Annotated in this window: 13 protein-coding genes; 3 read left to right on the top strand and 10 right to left on the bottom strand. The window is 60.3% G+C overall.

Features of this window, described 5'->3' with window-relative positions; translation table 11 throughout:
* Positions 1 to 462 precede the first annotated feature (462 nt).
* Complete coding sequence (locus ACXAEW_RS02305) at positions 463 to 834, bottom strand: YybH family protein (RefSeq protein ID WP_474939773.1); 372 nt, start codon at positions 832 to 834, stop codon at positions 463 to 465.
* A 226-nt stretch (positions 835 to 1,060) separates the two neighbouring features.
* On the opposite strand from ACXAEW_RS02305, the gene ACXAEW_RS02300 reads away from it, so the two are divergent.
* Positions 1,061 to 3,568 (top strand): GcvT family protein, encoded by a 2,508-nt coding sequence (locus ACXAEW_RS02300; RefSeq protein WP_474939772.1) that lies wholly within the window; start codon positions 1,061 to 1,063, stop codon positions 3,566 to 3,568.
* Positions 3,569 to 3,697: 129 nt separating this feature from the next.
* On the top strand, positions 3,698 to 4,087 hold the full coding sequence (locus tag ACXAEW_RS02295) for a hypothetical protein (RefSeq protein ID WP_474939771.1): 390 nt from the start codon (positions 3,698 to 3,700) through the stop codon (positions 4,085 to 4,087).
* A gap of 117 nt (positions 4,088 to 4,204) precedes the next feature.
* Here ACXAEW_RS02295 and ACXAEW_RS02290 read toward each other — a convergent pair whose 3' ends face one another.
* From ACXAEW_RS02290 to xdhA, 9 genes are all read right to left on the bottom strand, one after another.
* A complete protein-coding gene (locus tag ACXAEW_RS02290) occupies positions 4,205 to 4,573 on the bottom strand; it encodes a hypothetical protein (protein ID WP_474939770.1) in 369 nt (122 codons plus the stop codon).
* 92 nt (positions 4,574 to 4,665) lie between these two features.
* A complete protein-coding gene (locus ACXAEW_RS02285; RefSeq protein WP_474939769.1) occupies positions 4,666 to 5,328 on the bottom strand; it encodes a DUF938 domain-containing protein in 663 nt (220 codons plus the stop codon).
* Positions 5,329 to 5,835: 507 nt separating this feature from the next.
* Entirely contained in the window at positions 5,836 to 6,909 is a 1,074-nt protein-coding gene (locus ACXAEW_RS02280; protein ID WP_474939768.1) for a BMP family ABC transporter substrate-binding protein, read from the bottom strand.
* Between the two features lie 87 nt (positions 6,910 to 6,996).
* Entirely contained in the window at positions 6,997 to 7,917 is a 921-nt protein-coding gene (locus ACXAEW_RS02275) for an ABC transporter permease (RefSeq protein ID WP_474939767.1), read from the bottom strand.
* Positions 7,918 to 8,230: 313 nt separating this feature from the next.
* Positions 8,231 to 9,313 carry an ABC transporter permease gene (locus ACXAEW_RS02270; protein ID WP_474939766.1) on the bottom strand — a complete coding sequence of 361 codons (1,083 nt, stop codon included), beginning with the start codon at positions 9,311 to 9,313 and terminating at the stop codon, positions 8,231 to 8,233.
* A 105-nt stretch (positions 9,314 to 9,418) separates the two neighbouring features.
* Positions 9,419 to 10,936 (bottom strand): ABC transporter ATP-binding protein, encoded by a 1,518-nt coding sequence (locus ACXAEW_RS02265; protein WP_474939765.1) that lies wholly within the window; start codon positions 10,934 to 10,936, stop codon positions 9,419 to 9,421.
* Positions 10,933 to 11,898, bottom strand: a complete 966-nt coding sequence (gene xdhC, locus ACXAEW_RS02260; protein WP_474939764.1) for a xanthine dehydrogenase accessory protein XdhC — start codon at positions 11,896 to 11,898, stop codon at positions 10,933 to 10,935. The genes ACXAEW_RS02265 and xdhC overlap by 4 nt, the downstream gene beginning before the upstream one ends.
* Positions 11,895 to 14,264, bottom strand: coding sequence for a xanthine dehydrogenase molybdopterin binding subunit (xdhB, locus tag ACXAEW_RS02255; protein ID WP_474939763.1), 2,370 nt, complete (start codon positions 14,262 to 14,264; stop codon positions 11,895 to 11,897). Before xdhB ends, xdhC begins: the two co-directional genes overlap by 4 nt.
* Positions 14,261 to 15,730, bottom strand: coding sequence for a xanthine dehydrogenase small subunit (gene xdhA / locus ACXAEW_RS02250; RefSeq protein ID WP_474939762.1), 1,470 nt, complete (start codon positions 15,728 to 15,730; stop codon positions 14,261 to 14,263). Before xdhA ends, xdhB begins: the two co-directional genes overlap by 4 nt.
* 409 nt (positions 15,731 to 16,139) lie before the next feature.
* Here xdhA and dnaE point away from each other — a divergent pair, with 409 nt between their 5' ends.
* A complete protein-coding gene (gene dnaE, locus ACXAEW_RS02245) occupies positions 16,140 to 19,637 on the top strand; it encodes a DNA polymerase III subunit alpha (protein WP_474939761.1) in 3,498 nt (1,165 codons plus the stop codon).
* Positions 19,638 to 19,759: the final 122 nt, after the last annotated feature.

Below are 19,759 nucleotides of genomic sequence, written 5' to 3'. Positions count from 1 at the left end.
AATGTGCTGGAAATACATGATTGCAAAGCGCCATGAAAATAAGGAGCGCAGGGCTGCCGCGGGTCTGTTCACTGCGCTGTTGCGTGCCCTGCGACCGGTGCGATCACATTCGCTTTACTGTGCTCAGATAGGCTGCCTTTTGATCGCGATCCGTGACGGGACTGACACCCCCGACACACCTGGAACAGGAGCCCGGCTGGCACCCGGGCCGCACAGAACGACTTCCATGCGCAGGGGAAACCCTGTCCAGCTCCGCCCGTGCGCGGGCCCGCCCACATTATGTCTTGTCCCTGCATGTCACAGCGTTCAGGGCAAACCAGACAGACAGCACATACAGGACGTCAACCCCCCATCGTCATCAGGCGGATGGGCCAAGCGCCGTGCCGGGTCCATTTCAGACCTGTGCGGTTCAATCCTGCTGCGACGCCAGTCTTGCGCTGCCTATCGGGGTTTTGTCCGGCCTTAATCCGCCGCCGGGCCAAGGTGTTCCGCGATCAGCTGCCAGCGATCCCCGGTCTTTACCAGAACCGAAGTCCCGCGCCCCGCACCGGAGGCCGGGCGGTCTGCGATCAGCCCTGACCATGAAAAGTCAAAGACAAAGGCCGCGCTTTCGGCTGCTTTCATCAGCCAATGGACGTTGGACAGTTTGTAATGCTCGTTCTGGATGGCGTTGAAATTCCGTTCAAACGCGGCCTGGACTGCGGCCTTTCCCTTGTGAACGGTCCCGTTGGAAAAGGTCACACAGGCCTCTTCATGTACCAGCGGCGCAACAGAAGACCAGGTCTGCGTGGCCAGGGCGGCTTCATAGGCTTTTACAAAATCATCTGGCTGCATCTGGGATCCTCGGGACAGCGGGACGGGTTTAACACCTGAAACGATACGGGCAACTATACGGACCAGAATGCGGATCTGTCGTCATGGCACAAGGCAGGAATTCATTCCCGCCCCCTCGCAAGGTCGGTTTTGTTCTCTGTTGCGTCGGATGGATTTGCGGCGTGGTCAGGGGAGTTTGCCATAAGATACATCAAAAGGATTCTCATATATCGCGGAGTGCGGCAGAATGAAGACGCAAGTCAAAGCCCTGGTTGTTGGCGGAGGTGCCGTCGGGACCTCAATCGCCTATCACCTGGCCAAAGCAGGCTGGGATGATGTTATGCTGATTGAACGGGATGAACTCACGTCCGGTTCCACCTGGCATGCGGCGGGGCTTTTGCCTTTGTTCAACATGTCTTATGCGACCACCCATATCCACAAATACTCGGTCGACTTCTACAAGACGCTTGAGGAAGAGACCGGCCTGAACGCAGGTTTTGCGGTTGTGGGCAACCTGCGCATGGCGCAGACGCAGGAGCGTATGGATGAGTTCATGCTCTATGCCTCCACAGCTGAAACCTGCGATGTCGCCTATGAATGGCTGACCCCGGATCAGATCAAGGAGCGCTGGCCGCTGATCGAAACATCCGACCTCAAAGGTGCGCTGTATCACACCGAAGACGGTTATATTAACCCCGCCGACGTGACCCAGGCGATGGCCAAAGGCGCGCGTCAACGCGGTGTTGAGATCGTGCGCAAGATGCAGGCCGATGCCTTCCACTGGACCGGCACCCATTGGGAAGTCACCTGCACCAAAATGGTCGAAAAAGGCGGCAACCTGGTACCATCAGACGAGCAGGTGGTGATCACCGCCGAACATGTTGTGACCGCCTCTGGTAACCACGCGCAGCGCACTGCCAAATTGCTGGGCATCAAAATGCCTGCGATTCCCGTGGAACATACGTTCATCGTCATGGACAAAGACCCCGCACTGGTCGAATGGCGCGCCGCTGGCAACCCGGAACACCCGGTCATCCGTGACGCGGACAAGGAATCCTATGCCCGCGAAGAAAGCGGCGGCTGGATCCTTGGGATCTATGAAAAAGGCGCACCCGCGCGCTTTGAACATGGTGTGCCCGACAGCTTCCGCGCCGATCTCTTCCCGCTGGATCTGGACCGGATCGCGGAACAATATATGGCGATGACTGAACGCGTGCCGTCCTGTGCGGAATCCGGTCTCAAGGATGATTTCAACGGCCCGATCTGCTATACGCCGGATGGCAACCCGCTGGTGGGTCCCGCACCGGGTCTGCGCAACATGTGGCTGGCCGAGGGCTTCTCGTTCGGGATCACCGCCGCGGGCGGCACCGGTTACTACCTCGCGCAGATGATGGTCGAGGGCGAGGCCGAAATCGACATGGCGTCGCTGGACCCGAAACGTTACAGTTCCAACTGGATGACTACCGAGTTCGCAGCCCGCAAAAACGAAGAGTGCTACGAACACGTCTACATCCTGCACCACCCGGACGAAGAGCGCCCGGCAGCCCGTCCCCTGCGCACCTCGCCTGCCTTCGACCGTCAAAAAGCGCGCGGCGCGCAATTTGGCTGGGTCAACGGTTGGGAACGTCCGAACTATTTCGGCCCGCTGGATGCGCCCGCGCATTTCGACGAGGAAAACCGCTCCTTCCGCCGCGGCGGCTGGTGGCAATATGCGGTGGATGAGGCCAAGGCGATCCGCAATGGTGTTGGTCTGATCGACGCCACCGCCTTTACCAAACATGTGGTCAAAGGCCCCGGTGCGACCCAGTTCCTCGACTGGTTCACCTGTAACAAACTGCCCAAGGTTGGTCGCATCAACCTGACCTATGCGCTGACCGCAGCAGGCACCACCCGGACCGAATACACCATCGTCCGCAATGGCGAGAACAATTACTACCTCGTCTCTGCCGGGGCCTGGACCGAATATGACGCAGACTTCCTGCGCAAAGCGGCCGAGGACAAGATGGAGGAGTTCGGCTATATCGAGATCCAGGATGTCACCACCCAATGGGGCGTCTTTGCCATCGCCGGACCCAAATCCCGCGACGTGCTGAAAGAGGTGATCGTGGATGCAGATCCCGAAACCGCCCTGTCGAACAAACGCTTCCCCTGGCTCTCGGCGCGTCAGATCGAACTGGGCATGTGCCCCGTCAACGCGATCCGCGTGGCCTATACCGGGGAACTGGGCTGGGAGTTGCACCACCCGATCGAGATGCAGAACTACCTGTTCGACCTCTTGGAAAAAGCCGGTGAGAAACACGGGATGAAGCTGGTCGGCGCGCGTGCGCAAAACTGGCTGCGTCAGGAGAAGTCCTATCGTGCGTTCGGCACTGAGCTGGGCCGTGACGCGACACCGCAAGAGGCTGATCTGCCGCGCTTTATCGATCTGGAAAAAGACTTCCACGGTAAGGCTGCCATGCTGGAAACCGGTGTGCGTTTCAAATGCTGCACCCTGCTGATCGACGGGCCGGACGATGCTGACCCCTGGGGGCGCGAGGCGCTCTATACGCTCGATGGCACCCGCGTGGGTCGTCTGACCTCGGGTGGCTATTCGGTGGCGTTTGGGAAATCCATCGGCATGGGCTACCTGCCGCCGGACCTGGCCGTCGAAGGCACCAAGCTGCAGGTCAAAATGCAGGACAAGCTCTGGGATGCGGTTGTCACCTGCGACAGCCCCTATGACCCGAAGAACGAAACCATCCGCCAAAACGGTTGATTTCGCTCCTGTTTCTGTGCGCTTCGGTTGAAGACAGTTGTTGCGCAATAGGAGCCTTTGTGAAACCCATTGAAGCGCGCCGATCTCGTATGAGGTTCGGCGCGTTTTCAATATTAAACGGACAAGACCATGAGATTGACTTACGTTGCCGCGCTCCCAGTGATTTTGGCGATGGGTGCCTGTAGCCCGTCGCACACAAAGGCCGTGGCTGCCGACAAAGTTTTAGTGGATATTCGTGATACGAATAGCATCAAAGGGCGTTATGACCCGGCCGGTTTCACGTCGCAGAATGTGCGTAAAATGGCTGCCTCGATTTGCAAAGGTGATAAACTGGGAACCTATGTCGAGACTGCAGTAGACGGGCAGATTGTGTTTGAGGTCGGTTGTACCAACGGCAATAAATTTGGCAAAACGGCCGGGGTATTCTTTCAACGCACCGGACCGAACGCCGTTCGCTTTGCTGCGACACACAGTGTAAATGATGTGTTGGTTCAGACCAGAGGTGATCTTTCGCTCTGACACTGTTGCAGATCCCAGCGACCTTTCAGATGCTGGCAGGTCACAGGCGATGGGCGGGCCGAATTCGCGGCAAGGCCGGTATGGGCAGGCCCGCCCCCTTCTTCTGAACTGGGCAGCTTATAAATTGGGCAGGTCTTCTGCCATTACATCATATCGCTCCATCACCTCAGCCACATGGGGCAGGGCGGCAGGGCCCGCGATCTGTACCATCAGCGACATCAATTCTTCGAGCTGATCCCGGTTGAACCCGCAATACTGCAGAACCCGCAGCTGCGGATCAAATAGATCGGGCTGGTCGGTTGCGACTGCAAGCGTCAGGACCGCCAGCGCCTGTTCATAGGGACCAATACCTGGAGGCGGCGCTGTCAGACTGGCATCCACAAGCTCTTGAATTGTTTTGTGCACGCTGTCTGTTGGCTCGGCAGGTGGCGTTAAGGTGCTGATCAACCGCAGATGCGCCCCGGGGGCGCCATTTGGCCGTTTCACAGTGATCTCCCGTCAAGTTTTAATCGTTATTTTCACAATATCGTGTGTGTATATGCTGGCTGGATCTTTGATCTGCATCAGCCTGTACGGAATTACGTTGGGTCAGCGCGTTCTGCCACCAGAAGCAGGTTGTTTGCCGGCATGTCGATGGGTTCCATCACCGCAAGGCCAAGTGTTTCGAGCAGAGCCCAGATGGCCATATCGTCCTTATAGCCAATCTCGGGGTCATGGGCGCGCAGGCCAGCGTCAAATTGCTGGTCGCCCTGGCTGGTGAGGCGACCGTGGCGGCGGAAGGGACCATACAACAGGATCCGCCCTCCCGGCGCCAGTGTTTGGCAGGCTTCGCGGATCAGGGTTTCGGCTTCATCGTCGCTGATCAGATGCAAGAGGTTGACCAGAAGGACCAGGTTATGGGCGGGCAGCTCAGCCGCCCAGCCGGCTGCTGTTGCATCGATCTGCAAGGGCGGCAGGATATTGTCGCTGCCTTTGGTCTTTGTATAGGCGCGGATACTGGCCAGACGGGCCGGGTCCACATCGCTCGGCTGCCAGCTGAGCTGGGGCAGGGCGGCGGCAAAGGTGATGATATGCTGGCCGGTGCCACTGGCCAATTCCAGCGCGCGCCCGCGCTGCGGGGCCAGACGCAGGATCTGGGTCAGCAGCGCTTCCTGGTTGCGGGCGGCGGCAGGGGCAAACATACGGCCCTCGGCGTCAATCTCCGCCACAGAGGCGGAGCCTGGTGCAGATCGAAAGGGCATCGCTCTGGGGTCCTCCAGTTGGGTTCGCAAAACATCTGCCTGGCAAGAAGCCAAACCGGCAGGCGCTCTCTTCTTGGGTGCCTTGCGGGGGGCAATGCGCCGCCGCGGCTTTGATGCTAAATAAAGTCCAGACGGATTTCGCCCTGTTTCATGCTGCCTGATAGTGCCACGGGTTCCTTGTTGTGCAAAGGGCGCAGGCATCACACTCTCGTTGTTGGCAAGCCTCAGCCTGAATTCTGCGCAATCGAGCTGTGTCACTTCCTGCAGGGGGCGCAAATACTCCCGCGCCCGAAAGGTGCCTTGCCTGTGGCAAGACTCCGTGTCGGTCTTGGGCCAGGCTCGGCGCTTTCGCGCCGAGCCTGGCCCAACGGGAGCGGAGCCGCCTTCTGGCAGATCGCGCGACGGGCGGGAGAACACCGCTTGTGACAGGGCTGGCAGCGGTGTTGCGCGCAGCAAAAAGCCCGCCAGAGGGGCGGGCTTTTCACGAAACATCAGGTCAGGACCGGCCTATTGCGGGATATCGCCGCTCAGACCTTCCACATAAAAACTCATACCGGCCAGAGTGCCGTCATCGGCCACTTCGCCCTCTGCCAGCCAGTCGCTGCCGTCTTGCTTTTTCAGCGGACCGGTGAACGGGTGGTAGTCGCCGGAAGCGATCGCCTCTTTCAGCGCCAAGGCTTCGGCTTTCACCTCTGCTGGAACCGCATCGGAGATCTCACCAATGCCGACCATGCCCGGCGCAATCCCGTCCCAGGTGTCAACGCTGGTCCAGCTGCCGTCGATCACAGCCTGGGTGCGCGCAATGTAATAGGGGGCCCAGTTGTCAATGATCGACGAAACCCGCGGCAGGGGGCCGTATTCCGCCATGTCAGAGGCCTGACCAAAGGTCACAACATTGCCCGCTGCTTGCGCCGCGGCCTGAGGCGCGGTGGAATCGGTGTGCTGCAGGATCACATCCGCGCCCTGTTCGATCAGCACCTTGGCCGCATCGGCCTCTTTTGCCGGATCAAACCAGGTAAAGGCCCAGACGATCTTGAATTCTACATCCGGGTTCACCTTCTTGGCGTGGATATAGGCCGAGTTGATGCCACGGATCACTTCCGGGATCGGGAAGGACCCGATATAGCCGATCACGTTGGATTTGGTCATATGACCCGCGATGGTGCCCTGTACGGCGCGCCCTTCATAAAAGCGCGCGGAATAAGTTGACACGTTGTCCGCGCGCTTGTAGCCGGTGGCGTGCTCGAATTTCACGTTGGGGAATTTCTTTGCCACATTGATGGTCGGATCCATATACCCAAACGATGTGGTAAAGATCAGATCCGCGCCTTCCAGCGCCATCTGGGTCATGACGCGCTCACTGTCGGGACCTTCGGCAACGCTCTCGACATAGACGGTTTCGACCGCATCACCGAAATGCGCCTCAACCGCCTTGCGGCCCTGATCGTGCTCATAGGTCCAGCCGCCATCGCCAACCGGGCCCACATAGACAAAGCCGACCTTGGTCTTGTCATCCGCGATTGCCCCCGTTGCCAGGCCCAGAGCCATGGCTGCGCTGGCCAGAATTGTATTGAGTTTCATCAAAGGGTTCCCCCGTGTTGTTGTGTCCCTGACTGGGCAGGGTTTGAGCGGTCCGCCACATGGCCGGACCCATTGAAAAATGCGCCCCTACCGCGACGCATGAAAGGCGCGGCCAAGGGCAGCGGGTGCGCTGCTCTTGTCCGCAGACAGAATAACCAGGACCACGATGGTGATCAGATAGGGCGACATTGCCAGATACTCGACCGGGATGGCAACGCCGGCTGCCTGCAGATTAAGCTGCACCACGGTGACACCGCCAAAAAGATAGGCACCCAGCAAGGCCCGCCAGGGTTTCCAGCTGGCAAAGACCACCAGCGCCAGCGCAATCCAGCCCACGCCCGCGGTCATGCCTTCGGTCCATTGGGGGACGCGAACGAGGCTGATATAGGCCCCGCCCAGACCCGCACAGGCGCCCCCAAAGAGGATCGCCAGAATGCGGATGCGCACCACTTTGTACCCCAAAGCATGGGCCGCATCATGGTTCTCGCCCACTGCACGCAGGACCAAGCCTGCGCGTGTGTATTTCAAAACCGCCCAGGTGGCGGCCACCAGTGCGATCCCGAAATAGACCATCAGATCATGGTTGAACAGGATCGGGCCAATCACCGGCAGATCGGTCAGAACCGGGATGTCGACCTTGGCCGTGGCCGGGGGTTTCACGCCCACATAGGTCTGCCCCATCAAAGCCGAAAGCCCAAGCCCAAACAACGTCAGCGCCAGTCCCGAGGCCACCTGATTGGCCAGGGCAAACTGCGTCAGCACCACAAACAGACAGGACAAAAGCGCCCCGGCAACGGCGGCGGCAAGGAACCCCACCGCAGGCGACCCCGTCTCAACCGTGGCGGCAAAGCCCGCGATCGCGCCGGTGATCATCATCCCCTCAACACCAAGGTTCAGAACGCCGGATTTTTCAACGATCAGCTCCCCAATGGCGGCCAACAGCACGGGCGTGGCTGCGACCATCAGAAAGGCGATCAGCTGGACCGGGTTAATTGCAGAAAGATCCATATTGGTCACCTCGCCAGATTTGAAAACACAAGCAAAGTGCTCGGTAGAAGGCCCAAGAAAAGCGGGAGTGCGCGCGTTAGTAAGCTGGAACCCGAATAGTTTGGGCCACTCAGTGCTTCTGCCATCTTGTTGGCGGGATAAAAGGCCAACCAAACAACTGCTGTCGCCGTGGCAATCGCATAACCCTGATGTTGCATCGTAAGTTGAAGGAGCGACACAAGGCATCCAATCACGATTGGGAAGAGCAAACCTAATCCGAAGTGGACCAGCGCGCCGCGTTTATCATCCGTGACTTGTTCCCAACGCACCTTCATCACGCCACCTCGCTGGCACCCAGACGGATGCGGAAATTGGTCAATACGTCAAAGGCCAGAAGGAAGAACAACAGCATCCCCTGAAACACCTGTATGGCAGCAGAGGGAAGCCCCAGATTGGACTGGGCGATATCACCGCCAATATACGTCAGCGCCATCAACGCGCCGGCCAGCAGGATGCCAACGGGATGCAACCGGCCAAGGAAAGCCACGATAATCGCGGTAAACCCATAGCCTACGTTGAAATCAATGCTGACCACACCGGCAGGGCCTGACACCTCAAACAAACCGGCAAGGCCAGCCAAAGCGCCCGAAACCCCCATGCAGAACAGCACCAACCGGGTTGGCGACACCCCGGCGAACCGGGCCGCACGCGGCGCATCACCCGTCAGACGGATGTGAAACCCGGTCATATGGCGGTTCACCAGAACATAGGCAAAGATCACCGCAATCAGTGCCGCCGCAGCCCCCCAATGCATGCCTGATCCAGCGATCAACTCGCCATTATGGGCGCTGGCATATTGCTGCAGGTTGCGCGAGCCCGGAAAACCGTATCCCTCGGGGTTTTTCAACAGCCCCAAGGACATCGACGCCAACAGCTGTTCCGCCACATAGACCAGCATCAAGGACACCAGAATCTCATTTGTGCCAAACCGCGTCTTCAACACCGCCGGGATCATGGCCCAGGCCCAGCCGCCCAAAGCACCGGCCAGAACCATCAACGGAAAGATAAACACGCTTTCTGTAGGGTAAAACGCCAGACCCACCCCCGCGCCGGTGAGCGCGCCAATAATATACTGCCCTTCCGCGCCAATGTTCCAGATCCCCGCCTTGAAGCCCAAGGACAACCCAATGGCAATAAGCACCAACGGCGCGCCCTTTACCACCAGCTGCGGGCGGTAATAAAAGGAAAACTCGCCAAACAACGGCTCCCAGAAAATGATGCGGATCGCCTCCACCGGATCTTTGCCAAGGGCCGCAAACAACAAGCCCCCCGCGATCATCGTGGCCAAGACCGCCACCACAGGGGTCGCCATCGACCACAGGCGCGAGGGCTCGGGTCGTTTTTCAAGTCGGATCATTGCCCCACCCCCATCCGGCACATGTTCTGCGCCGCCGATGTTTCATCTTTTTTCAAATACTTCCGCCGGAGGCTCCCCAAAGCCGCCCCTTGGCGCAGGCGCAGGTTACACATGCGCAACCTCCATCCCATGGGCCCCGCCCATCATCAGGCCGATCTCATCCACCGTCAGGCCATCGGCACTGCGTGGCGCGCTCAGCCGCCCTTCGTTCAGGGCCGCAAAATTGTCCGAAATCTCCATCAGCTCATCCAGATCCTGGCTGATGCAGATCACCGCTGCGCCCTTGGCGGCCAGATCCAGCAATGCCTGCCGGATCGCAGCGGCGGCCGCAGCATCCACACCCCAGGTGGGCTGGTTCACCACCAGCACATCCGGGTCCTGTAACACCTCGCGGCCAATGACAAATTTCTGTAGGTTCCCCCCCGAAAGCGACCGTGCGGCGTTTTCCGTGCCGGGGGTGCGCACGTCAAAGGCCTCAATCACCTGTTTGGCAAAGCGCCGCGTGGCGCCCCAGTTGATCAAGCCTCCCTGCGCCAGACCTTCGCGAACCGAACCGGTCAACAGCGCGTTTTCCGTCAGGCTCATATCTGGTGCCGCCGCATGGCCCAACCGCTCTTCTGGCGCGGCCAGAACGCCCAGCTTGCGGCGTTTGGTTGGGTTCAGATGGCCGATCGCCTCGCCATGCAGCATCACCCCATTGGGCGCGCAGAGAACCTCTCCGGAAAGGACTGACAGCAGCTCATCCTGGCCATTGCCCGCCACCCCGCCAATACCCAAGATCTCGCCCTGATGCACGGTCAGCGTCACATCCTTCAGCGCGGTGCCAAAGGCCGAAGGGGCGGGCACCGACAGCCCTTTGATCGCCAGCGCCACCGGACCAAATTCGCGCCCCGACCGCTCAGGCGTTTTCAGCGCGGTGCCCACCATCATCTCCGCCATGTCACGTGCCGAAGTATTCCGCGGCACACATTCGCCTACATTCTTGCCCAACCGCAGGATCGTGGCGTGATCACATAAGGCACGGATCTCTTCCAGCTTGTGCGAGATGTAAAGGATCGAGGTCCCCTCGGACTTCAGCTTGCGCAGGGTCTGAAACAGGATCTCAACCTCTTGAGGCGTCAGCACGGATGTGGGCTCATCCATGATCAACAGCTTGGGATCCTGTAGAAGGCAGCGAATGATTTCAACACGTTGTCGCTCACCCGCTGACAGGTCTCCTACAGTGCGATAGGGATCCAGCGGCAGGCCGTAGGTCTCGGACACGTCGCGGATGCGCTTTGCCAGATCGCGCATCGGGGGCGGGTTTTCCATCCCCAGCGCGATGTTTTCAGCCACGTTCAGCGCATCAAACAGAGAGAAATGCTGGAACACCATGGCAATCCCGTCGGCGCGCGCGGCGCGCGGCTCAGCCGGTGCATAGGGCGCGCCGTTCAGCACCATCTCACCGCTGTCGGGTTTCACCAGACCATAGATCATCTTGACCAGTGTCGATTTGCCCGCGCCGTTCTCTCCCAAGAGCGCATGGACCTCGCCCGCGCCAATATCAAAGGAGACGGTGTCATTGGCCACCACGCCGGGATAGGCCTTGGTCAGGCCCTTCAGGCTCAGCAATACGTCACTCACGCGCGTCTGTCCTCTCTATTCCCCTGCCGGATGAGGTCCGGTCTGTAGTCTTGTTGCGCAGCCCGTTTCAGAAGCGCGGTCGCAACGCCAATGGCGATCATCTGCGGGTGCTTGCCCAGGGTTGGGTCGCCAATGGGGCAGGTGATCCGGCTGATTGCAGCCGGGTCGTGGCCCATGGCTGCCAGCCGGTTTCTGAACCGCGCCCATTTGGTCGCAGATCCGATCACCCCGGCAAAGGCAAACCCCTGTCCAAGCAATGCGTTGCATAGCGCCAGATCCAACGCATGGGAATAGGTCAGGATCAGGTGATGGGCATTTTGCGGAGCATGGGGCACCAGAAGGGCAGGATCTGGGACCGGAACAGCGGTGACATGGCGCGGGACCTGCTCCGGGAACCGCTCTGGCCCGGTGTCGATCCAGGTGATCGCCAGATCGGGTAGCGGAGAAAGCACATCTACCAAGGCACGCCCCACATGGCCTGCGCCCCAGATCCACAGCGCCGTGGTGGCGCGCAGCACCGGCTCCACCAGCCAGCCGTCAACCAGCTGGGGCGCCGGGCGTCTGCCCTGTGCGCGCGCGTCCGCCAGCAGGCGGTTTACACGCAGCGGCATATCTCCGGTTGCCTCGACGGGGCGGGCAATGATCTCTGTGCCCAATTCCGCCAACCGCGCCGCGTCATAAACCTCGCTCACCAGAGTCAGCGCTCCGCCGCAGCATTGGCCCAGATCCGGCCCCAGCGCGCGACGGATCACAACGGTTGGCGCGCTCTGACTGCGGGCGGCTGCGGCCAGTTCAAACTCCAGCGCGCCGCCGCCGATGGTGCCGGACTGGCCCGTGTCCCAGACCAGCATGGCGGCCCCCTCTTCGCGCGGAGAAGACCCTTTGATGGCGGCGATCACCACACGAGTCACACGCCCATGGGCGGCCACGGCCTCACGCAAGGAGGTGACATCAAAGCTCATGTGGCACCTGTCACGCGGTTGATGGCGTGCCAGACTTCCTCGCTTGTTGCGGGCGCATCCAGCGCCGGATAGCGCCCATCTCCAAAGGCAGTCACCGCATCGCTCAGCGCCAGATAGGCCGAGATCCCCAGCATGAACGGTGGCTCCCCCACCGCTTTGGAGCGGTAAATGCTGTCTTCACGGTTCTGCCCATCCCACAGCGCCACATTGAACACCTCAGGGGCGTCCGAACAGGCAGGGATCTTATAGGTCGACGGCGCATGGGTGCGCAGGCGGCCCGCGTCATCCCAGACCAGCTCCTCGGTTGTGAGCCAGCCGACCCCCTGAACATAGGCCCCCTCGACCTGCCCGATGTCCAACGCCGGATTGAGCGACGCCCCGGCATCATGCAGGATATCTGCGCGCAGGATCCGGTACTCGCCGCTGCGGCGGTCCACCACGACCTCGGTCACGGCCGCGCCATAGGCAAAGTAAAAGAACGGCCGCCCGCTGCCCTGAATGCGGTCCCACTCCAGGCTGGGGGTCTTGTAAAACCCGGTGGCCGACAGGCTGACGCGGCCAGTGTAACACGCCATCGCGGCCTCAGCGAAACTCAGGTCTTTGCCGCCAATCCGCACGCGACCCTGGGCAAACACCACATCCGCCGGGTCTGCCTGATGCAGTTCAGCCAGATAGTCGGACATTCGGTTGCGGATGGTGTCACAGGCCGCTTTGACGGCCATGCCGTTCAGATCCGACCCGGAGGAGGCCGCCGTGGCCGAGGTATTGGGAACCTTACCGGTATCCGTCGCGGTGATCTTGATCGCGCCCAGGTCCACGCCAAACCGATGGGCCGCAACCTGAGCCACCTTCTGAAACAGGCCTTGCCCCATCTCGGTGCCACCATGGTTCAGATGGATCGAACCATCCTGATAGACATGTACCAAAGCGCCGGCCTGGTTGAGATGCGTCAGCGTAAAGGAAATGCCGAATTTTACCGGTGAAAACGCCAGTCCGCGCCGCAGACTGTCCTGTCCCGCGTTCCAGGCGGCGATCTCGGCCTTGCGCACGCCATAATTGGCGGATTTCAGTAGTTGATCGGTAATCCCGTGCAGTTCAAAATCGGTGACTTCCATCCCATAGGGCGTGACCCGCCCTTTCATCTTTTCGGAAATACTTCGGGGGGAGGCCGCAGGCCGGGGGGCTGGCCCCCCACTACTGTCGCCATGCGCCGCGCTGTCCGTGGGGGGCAGGTAGTAATTGCGCCGCCTCAGCTCGACCGGGTCAAGGCCCAGATCATGGGCCACATGATCCATCACCCGCTCCACGCCCAGCATCCCCTGCGGCCCCCCAAATCCGCGATAGGCGGTGGCGCTTTGCAGGTTGGTCTTCAGCCGGTGCGAGGTGACGCGGAAATGTTCGAAAAAATAGGCATTGTCGCTGTGCAGCATGGCGCGATCGGCCACGGGCAGGGAAAGATCCATCGCCCAGCCGCAATTCACCAGATGGGTAAAATCCACTCCAAGGATCTTGCCGGCCTTGTCATAACCCACGGTATAATCCACCCGAAAGGCGTGGCGCTTGCCGGTGATCACCATGTCGTCATCACGGTCATAACGCATCTTGCAGGCTTTGCCGGTCTGGCGCGCTGCTATGGCACAGGCCACGGCCAGCGCGTTACCCTGGCTCTCCTTGCCTCCAAAACCACCGCCCATCCGTCGGGTCTCGACCCGGACGGCGTGCATCGGCAGGCCAATGGCTTCGGCGACCTTATGCTGGATCTCGGTCGGGTGCTGGGTGGAGGAATGGACGTGCATGGCGCCATCTTCCTGGGGCAGGGCCAAAGCGGCCTGACCCTCCAGATAAAAATGTTCCTGCCCGCCGATCTCAAACGTCCCGCTTACGGTATTGGGAGCGGCGGCAATGGCGGCGGCAGCGTCACCGCGGGACCAGATACGGGGGCCGTCCTCGAACCGGCTGTCGGCGGCAAGGGCCGCGTCCGGCGTCAGAAGCGCGGGCTTTTCCACATAGGAGACTTTGGCCCGGCGTGCGGCCACCCGTGCGCTGCGATGAGATGTGGCCACCACCAGGAACATCGGCTGGCCAACGTAATGGACCGTGCCCGTGGCCAGGAGCGGCTCATCATGGTTTGAGGGGGAGACATCATTGTCAAAGGGCAGGTCAGCCGCCGTCAGCACCGCCAGCACGTCCGGTGCGCTGCGCACAGCGGAGAGGTCCAATTCGGTGATGTCTCCATGGGCCACGGTCGACAGGCCAAAGGCCAGATGCAGGCAATCGCGCGGGGTGGGGATGTCATCCACATAGCGCGCGGCGCCGGTGACATGGAGCCGCGCGGCGTCATGGGGCAGGGCGCGTGCAACACTCACGGGCGCACCTCCAGAACCGATTTGGGCTGGCTGGGGGCGGATTGGGCCATATTGGGCTGGTCCGGCAGGTCGGCAAAGGCGCGCTCTAACATCTGGGCGGCGGTGCCCAGCCGGTACTGCGCAGAGGCGCGCATATCCGACATTGGTGTGTAGTCGCGCGCAAATTCCGCCTTTGCCTGTTCAATGGTGGCCATGGTCCACGGCTGGCCGATCAGGGCCTGCTCCACATGATGCGCGCGTTTGGGGGTTCCGGCCATGCCACCAAAGGCGATGCGGGCCGCGGTTACGGACCCATCGCGCAGGCTGACATTGAACGCGCCGAGGACGGCAGAAATATCCTGATCAAACCGTTTCGAGAGTTTGTACACCCGCAAGCAATCCGCCTGTTTCGGCAGGGTGATCTTTTCGACAAATTCACCGGGGGCGCGGTCCTGTTTGCCATATTCGATAAAGAAATCCTCAAGCGGCAGGGCGCGACGGCTGTCACCGTGGCGCAAGGTCAGGGTCGCCCCAAGCGCGATCAGCGGCGGCGGGCTGTCTCCGATCGGGGAGCCATTGGCGATATTGCCGCCAAGGGTTGCTGCATTCCTGACCTGCTGGCTGGCAAAACGGCGCAGCATTTCACCCAAGGACGGGTGGTGCGGCGCCAGCACGTCCCGCAGGCGGTTCATATCAACCATGGCACCAATTTCAAACGCCGTTGCGCTTTCGGTGATCTGTTTCAGATCCTGGCAGCCGTCAAGGAAAATCACCGGGTCGAGGTCTTGCAACCCTTTGGTGACCCAGAGGCCGACATCGGTGGCTCCGGCGATCAGGGTTGCAGTTGGGGAGGCGAGATAGGCGGCCGCCAATTCATCTCCGGAGGTGGGATGCTCTGTTTGAGCTTTGCCGGAGGGGGGCGCTGCCGCAGGTTTGTCAGAAGGGGGCGCTGCCCCCCGGTCTTCGACCTCCCCCCGAAGTATTTCGGAAAAGATGAAAGGGGCCGGTGACAGATGTGGCGGGGGTGGTGTGGCCTCGCAGGCTTTGGCAGCGCGCAGAATGGGGGCGTAGCCGGTACAGCGGCACAGGTTCCCGGCGAGTTGATCTGCGTGGTCGGTGGCGCCATTGGTGTGAGCCGTTGCCATCGACATGATGAAGCCCGGTGTGCAGAAGCCACATTGGCTGCCATGATGGGTGATCATCGCCTCCTGGATAGGGTGCAGCGTGCCGTCGGGAGCGGCGAGCCCTTCGACTGTGGTGACGGATTTGCCCTGAAGCTGGGGCAGGAACAGGATGCAGGCGTTGAGGCTGCGCGCGCCGCGCGCGTCGCGGACCATCACGGTGCAGGCGCCGCAGTCGCCTTCGTTACAGCCTTCCTTGGTGCCGGTCAGGCCACATGTGTCCCGCAAATAATCCAGCAGAGTGGTTGTGGGGGAAGCCTCCGCCACCTGGATTTCTTCACCGTTCAGGAGAAAGGTGAGCGTCATTTGGTCTACCCGTCGCGTTACCCTGTCTGCCCTGGGCGCGTCCTGTGATCCTGTGATCCGGACGCGGCTCGGTGCCGGGCCTTCGATGCGACGTAGAAGGGGCGGCGGGCTTTTTTCATCTTGCTGCGAACAGGTTAGAAAGGGTGTGGTGCCTTTCGCAACAAAAACTTGAGGTCACCTTGGGATTGGCGCCAAAAACTTGGGCAGGGCGGAAGCTGTTGAAAGCACATGGGGAATAACGTCTGTCTTTGGTGCCTGGAGAATGCGGCTTTTGCGGATGGGAGAATGAATTTCAAACCAAGTTTGAAAATTGTGCCTGATTTTTCGCCGTTGGCCGATAAACGCACCTTGTAGCCTGTGGATGAAATCCCCCTTGGTCCGGGGGCATGGGATGGGGTAGGTCTGGGGCATGACAGCTCCTCGATTCATCCACCTGCGCACCCATACCGAATATTCCCTGCTGGAAGGGGCCGTGCGGCTGAAGAAGCTGCCAGACCTGTGTAAGGCCAATAATATGCCCGCCATTGCGGTGACGGATACCAATGCGATGTTTTCCGCGCTGGAGTTTTCGGTCACGCTGTCGGGGGCGGGTATTCAGCCGATTGTGGGCTGTCAGGTGGATCTGACGTTTGAGGCCGCCGAGCCGGGCGGGAAGCCGAAGCTGCCGGCTCCGGTGGTGCTGCTGGCCCAGAACGAAGAAGGCTATGAGGGGCTGATGCGGCTGTCGTCCTGCCTTTATGTGGACAAGGGCGGGCAGTTGCCGCAGGTCACTCTGGAGGAGCTGGAGGCCAATGCGCCGGGGCTGATCTGTCTGACCGGCGGGCCTTTGGGGCCGGTGGGGATGTTGTTGCAACAGGGCAAACGGCCTGAGGCCGAGGCATTAATGCAGCGGCTGAAGGCGATGTTCCCGGATCGCCTCTATGTGGAGTTGCAGCGCCATCCGGGCGAGGACGGCCAGCCCGAGGCGGAGCGTCTGACGGAACGCCCGATGATCGAAATGGCCTATGGGATGGGGCTGCCCTTGGTGGCGACCAACGATGTCTATTTCCCAAAATCCGAGATGTATGAGGCGCATGACGCGCTGATCTGTATTGCCGAAGGCGCCTATGTGGATCAGGTAGATGGGCGCCGTCGCCTGACGCCACAGCATTATTTCAAAAGCCCCGAAGAGATGATCACGCTGTTTGCGGATCTGCCCGAGGCGATTGAAAATACGGTGGAAATTGCGCAGCGCTGCGCCTTTATGGCCTATCGCCGCGACCCCATCCTGCCGAAATTCGCCGATGATGAGGTGGCCGAACTGCGCCGCATCGCCAATGAAGGCCTGCAGAAACGACTGGCGGTGATCCCCCATGCGGTCACGGTCGAAGAATATCAGGAACGGCTTGATTTCGAGCTGGGTATTATTGAGAGCATGGGATTCCCTGGCTATTTCCTGATTGTTGCGGATTTTATCCAATGGGGCAAGGATCAGGGTATCCCGGTGGGGCCGGGCCGGGGGTCGGGCGCGGGGTCGCTGGTGGCTTATGCGTTGACGATCACCGATTTGGATCCGTTGCGCTATAGCCTTCTGTTTGAACGGTTTTTGAACCCGGAACGGGTCTCGATGCCGGACTTCGACATCGACTTTTGCATGGATCGCCGGGAAGAGGTGATCAAATACGTGCAGCAGAAATATGGCCGCGACAAGGTGGGGCAGATCATCACCTTTGGTGCGCTTCTGTCCAAGGCCGCTGTGCGCGACATTGGCCGGGTGTTGCAGATGCCATTTGGGCAGGTAGATCGCCTGTCCAAGATGATCCCGGTTGAGGGCGTGAAGCCCGTGTCGATTGAGAAGGCGCTGGTGGATGAACCGCGGCTAAAGGAAGAGGCCCGCAACGAACCCGTGGTGGACCGGCTGCTGACCTATGGCCAGCAGGTGGAGGGGCTTTTGCGGAATGCATCGACTCACGCGGCGGGTGTTGTGATCGGCGATCGGCCCCTGGATGCGCTGGTGCCGCTGTATCAGGATCCGCGATCCGATATGCCCGCGACCCAGTTCAATATGAAATGGGTGGAACAGGCCGGTCTGGTCAAATTCGACTTTCTGGGTTTGAAGACCCTGACGGTGATCCAGAATGCGGTGAACCTGATCTGCCAGTCCGGGCGGGATATTCACGTCAGCGCCGATGGTCGCCAGCTTTATGATCCGCCCGAAGGCGCGGTGAATGAGATCAACGCCATTCCGCTGGATGACAAGGTCACATATGACCTCTATTCCGCTGCCAAAACCGTAGCCGTGTTCCAGGTGGAATCCACGGGTATGATGGATGCGCTGAAGCGCATGAAACCCACCTGTATCGAAGATATCGTTGCCCTTGTGGCGCTTTATCGTCCTGGCCCGATGGAGAACATCCCGACCTATTGCGAGGTCAAGAACGGGCTGCGCGAAATCCAATCCGTTCACCCGCTGATTGACCATATTTTGGAGGAAACCCAAGGGATTATCGTCTATCAGGAACAGGTGATGCAGATTGCCCAGGTGATGGCGGGCTATTCCCTGGGGGGCGCGGACCTGCTGCGTCGGGCGATGGGTAAGAAGATCAAAGAGGCGATGGACGCCGAGCGGCCCAAGTTCGAAAAAGGCGCGGCCGAAAACGGGGTTCCGGCCAAGAAAGCGTCCGAGGTCTTTGACCTTCTGGAGAAATTCGCAAACTACGGCTTTAACAAATCCCACGCAGCCGCCTATGCGGTGGTCAGCTATCAGACCGGCTGGCTGAAGGCGAACCACCCGGTTGAGTTCATGGCCGGTGTCATGAACTGCGATATCCATCTGACGGAAAAGCTGGCGATCTATTTTGAAGAGGTCAAAAAGGGTCTGAAGCTGCCCTATGTGCCCCCTTGCGTGAACCGGTCACTGGCGACGTTTAACGTTGTGAAGGGTGAGCTGGTCTATGCGCTGGGCGCGCTCAAAAACGTGGGCGTTGAGGCGATGAACCTGATCGTGGAGGGCAGGGGAGGGAAACCCTTTGCCACGCTTTATGATCTGGCGCGCCGGGTGGATCTCAAAAAGGTCGGCAAACGCCCGCTTGAGATGCTGGCGCGCGCCGGGGCTTTTGATCAGCTGGACAAGAACCGTCGGCGGGTGTTTGACAGTTTGGAAGGGCTGGTGAATTACTCTGCGGCCATTCAGGAACAGAAGAATTCAAACCAGGTGTCGCTGTTTGGAGAGGCCGGTGATGACCTGCCAGAACCGCGTATGGCCGGGGTGCCGGACTGGTTGCCTGCGGAGAGGCTGTCCGAAGAGTTCCGCGCCATTGGGTTCTACCTCTCAGGCCATCCACTGGATGACTATATGCCCGCGCTCAAACGCAAGGATGTGCTGACGCTGGATGAGGTCACGGCCAAAGCCGAGCGAGGGCCTTTTATGGCAAAGATGGCCGGCGTGGTTGCGGGCCGTCAGGAACGCAAATCCGCCCGAGGCAACCGTTTTGCCTTTGCTCAACTGTCGGATCCGTCCGGCGCTTTTGAGGTCACGCTGTTTTCCGAAGTTCTGGAGAAAAGCCGTGAGTTTCTGGACACTGGCTCCAAGGTTGTGATCACGGCCGAAGCCACGATGGAAAGCGACCAGCTCAAGCTGTTGGTGCGCTCGGTTGGCCCCGTCGACAGCGCCATTGCCGATGCGGGACGGTCGTCACTGCGGGTGTACCTCGACAGCGCAAGCGCCGTACAGACGGTGGCAACCGTGCTGGAAGACGCAAAAAAGGCCGCGCGAAACGCCAGCCCCGGAGAAATCTATGTCTACCTTCAGGATCCGGGCCTGCCCGGGGATGTGGAAATGGAGCTGGGGCAGATGTTCCCCATCAACCCCCAGATCAAAGGCGCTCTCAAATCGCTGGATGGGGTGATGGATGTTGAGGAGATTTAGGGGCTTTGCCCCTCTTGGCTGCGCCAATTCACCCCAAAGTATTTAGGAAAAGATGAAAGCCGTCCATAACGCGGCGCTCTTTCATCTTTTTAAAAGTACTTCGGAGCGCGAGGCAGAGCCTC

Source organism: Epibacterium sp. ABZ3_068 (assembly GCF_056159265.1).
This window is presented reverse-complemented; position numbering and strand designations above follow the sequence as displayed.

What these genes read in the sequence shown, in the direction of transcription:
- ACXAEW_RS02295 (WP_474939771.1), top strand. Translation starts at nt 3,698, where the DNA reads ATGAGATTGACTTACGTTGCCGCGCTCCCAGTGATTTTGGCGATGGGT.
- dnaE (WP_474939761.1), top strand. Translation starts at nt 16,140, where the DNA reads ATGACAGCTCCTCGATTCATCCACCTGCGCACCCATACCGAATATTCC.
- ACXAEW_RS02270 (WP_474939766.1), bottom strand. Translation starts at nt 9,313, where the DNA reads ATGATCCGACTTGAAAAACGACCCGAGCCCTCGCGCCTGTGGTCGATG.
- ACXAEW_RS02280 (WP_474939768.1), bottom strand. Translation starts at nt 6,909, where the DNA reads ATGAAACTCAATACAATTCTGGCCAGCGCAGCCATGGCTCTGGGCCTG.
- ACXAEW_RS02300 (WP_474939772.1), top strand. Translation starts at nt 1,061, where the DNA reads ATGAAGACGCAAGTCAAAGCCCTGGTTGTTGGCGGAGGTGCCGTCGGG.
- xdhC (WP_474939764.1), bottom strand. Translation starts at nt 11,898, where the DNA reads ATGAGCTTTGATGTCACCTCCTTGCGTGAGGCCGTGGCCGCCCATGGG.
- xdhA (WP_474939762.1), bottom strand. Translation starts at nt 15,730, where the DNA reads ATGACGCTCACCTTTCTCCTGAACGGTGAAGAAATCCAGGTGGCGGAG.
- ACXAEW_RS02285 (WP_474939769.1), bottom strand. Translation starts at nt 5,328, where the DNA reads ATGCCCTTTCGATCTGCACCAGGCTCCGCCTCTGTGGCGGAGATTGAC.
- ACXAEW_RS02275 (WP_474939767.1), bottom strand. Translation starts at nt 7,917, where the DNA reads ATGGATCTTTCTGCAATTAACCCGGTCCAGCTGATCGCCTTTCTGATG.
- ACXAEW_RS02305 (WP_474939773.1), bottom strand. Translation starts at nt 834, where the DNA reads ATGCAGCCAGATGATTTTGTAAAAGCCTATGAAGCCGCCCTGGCCACG.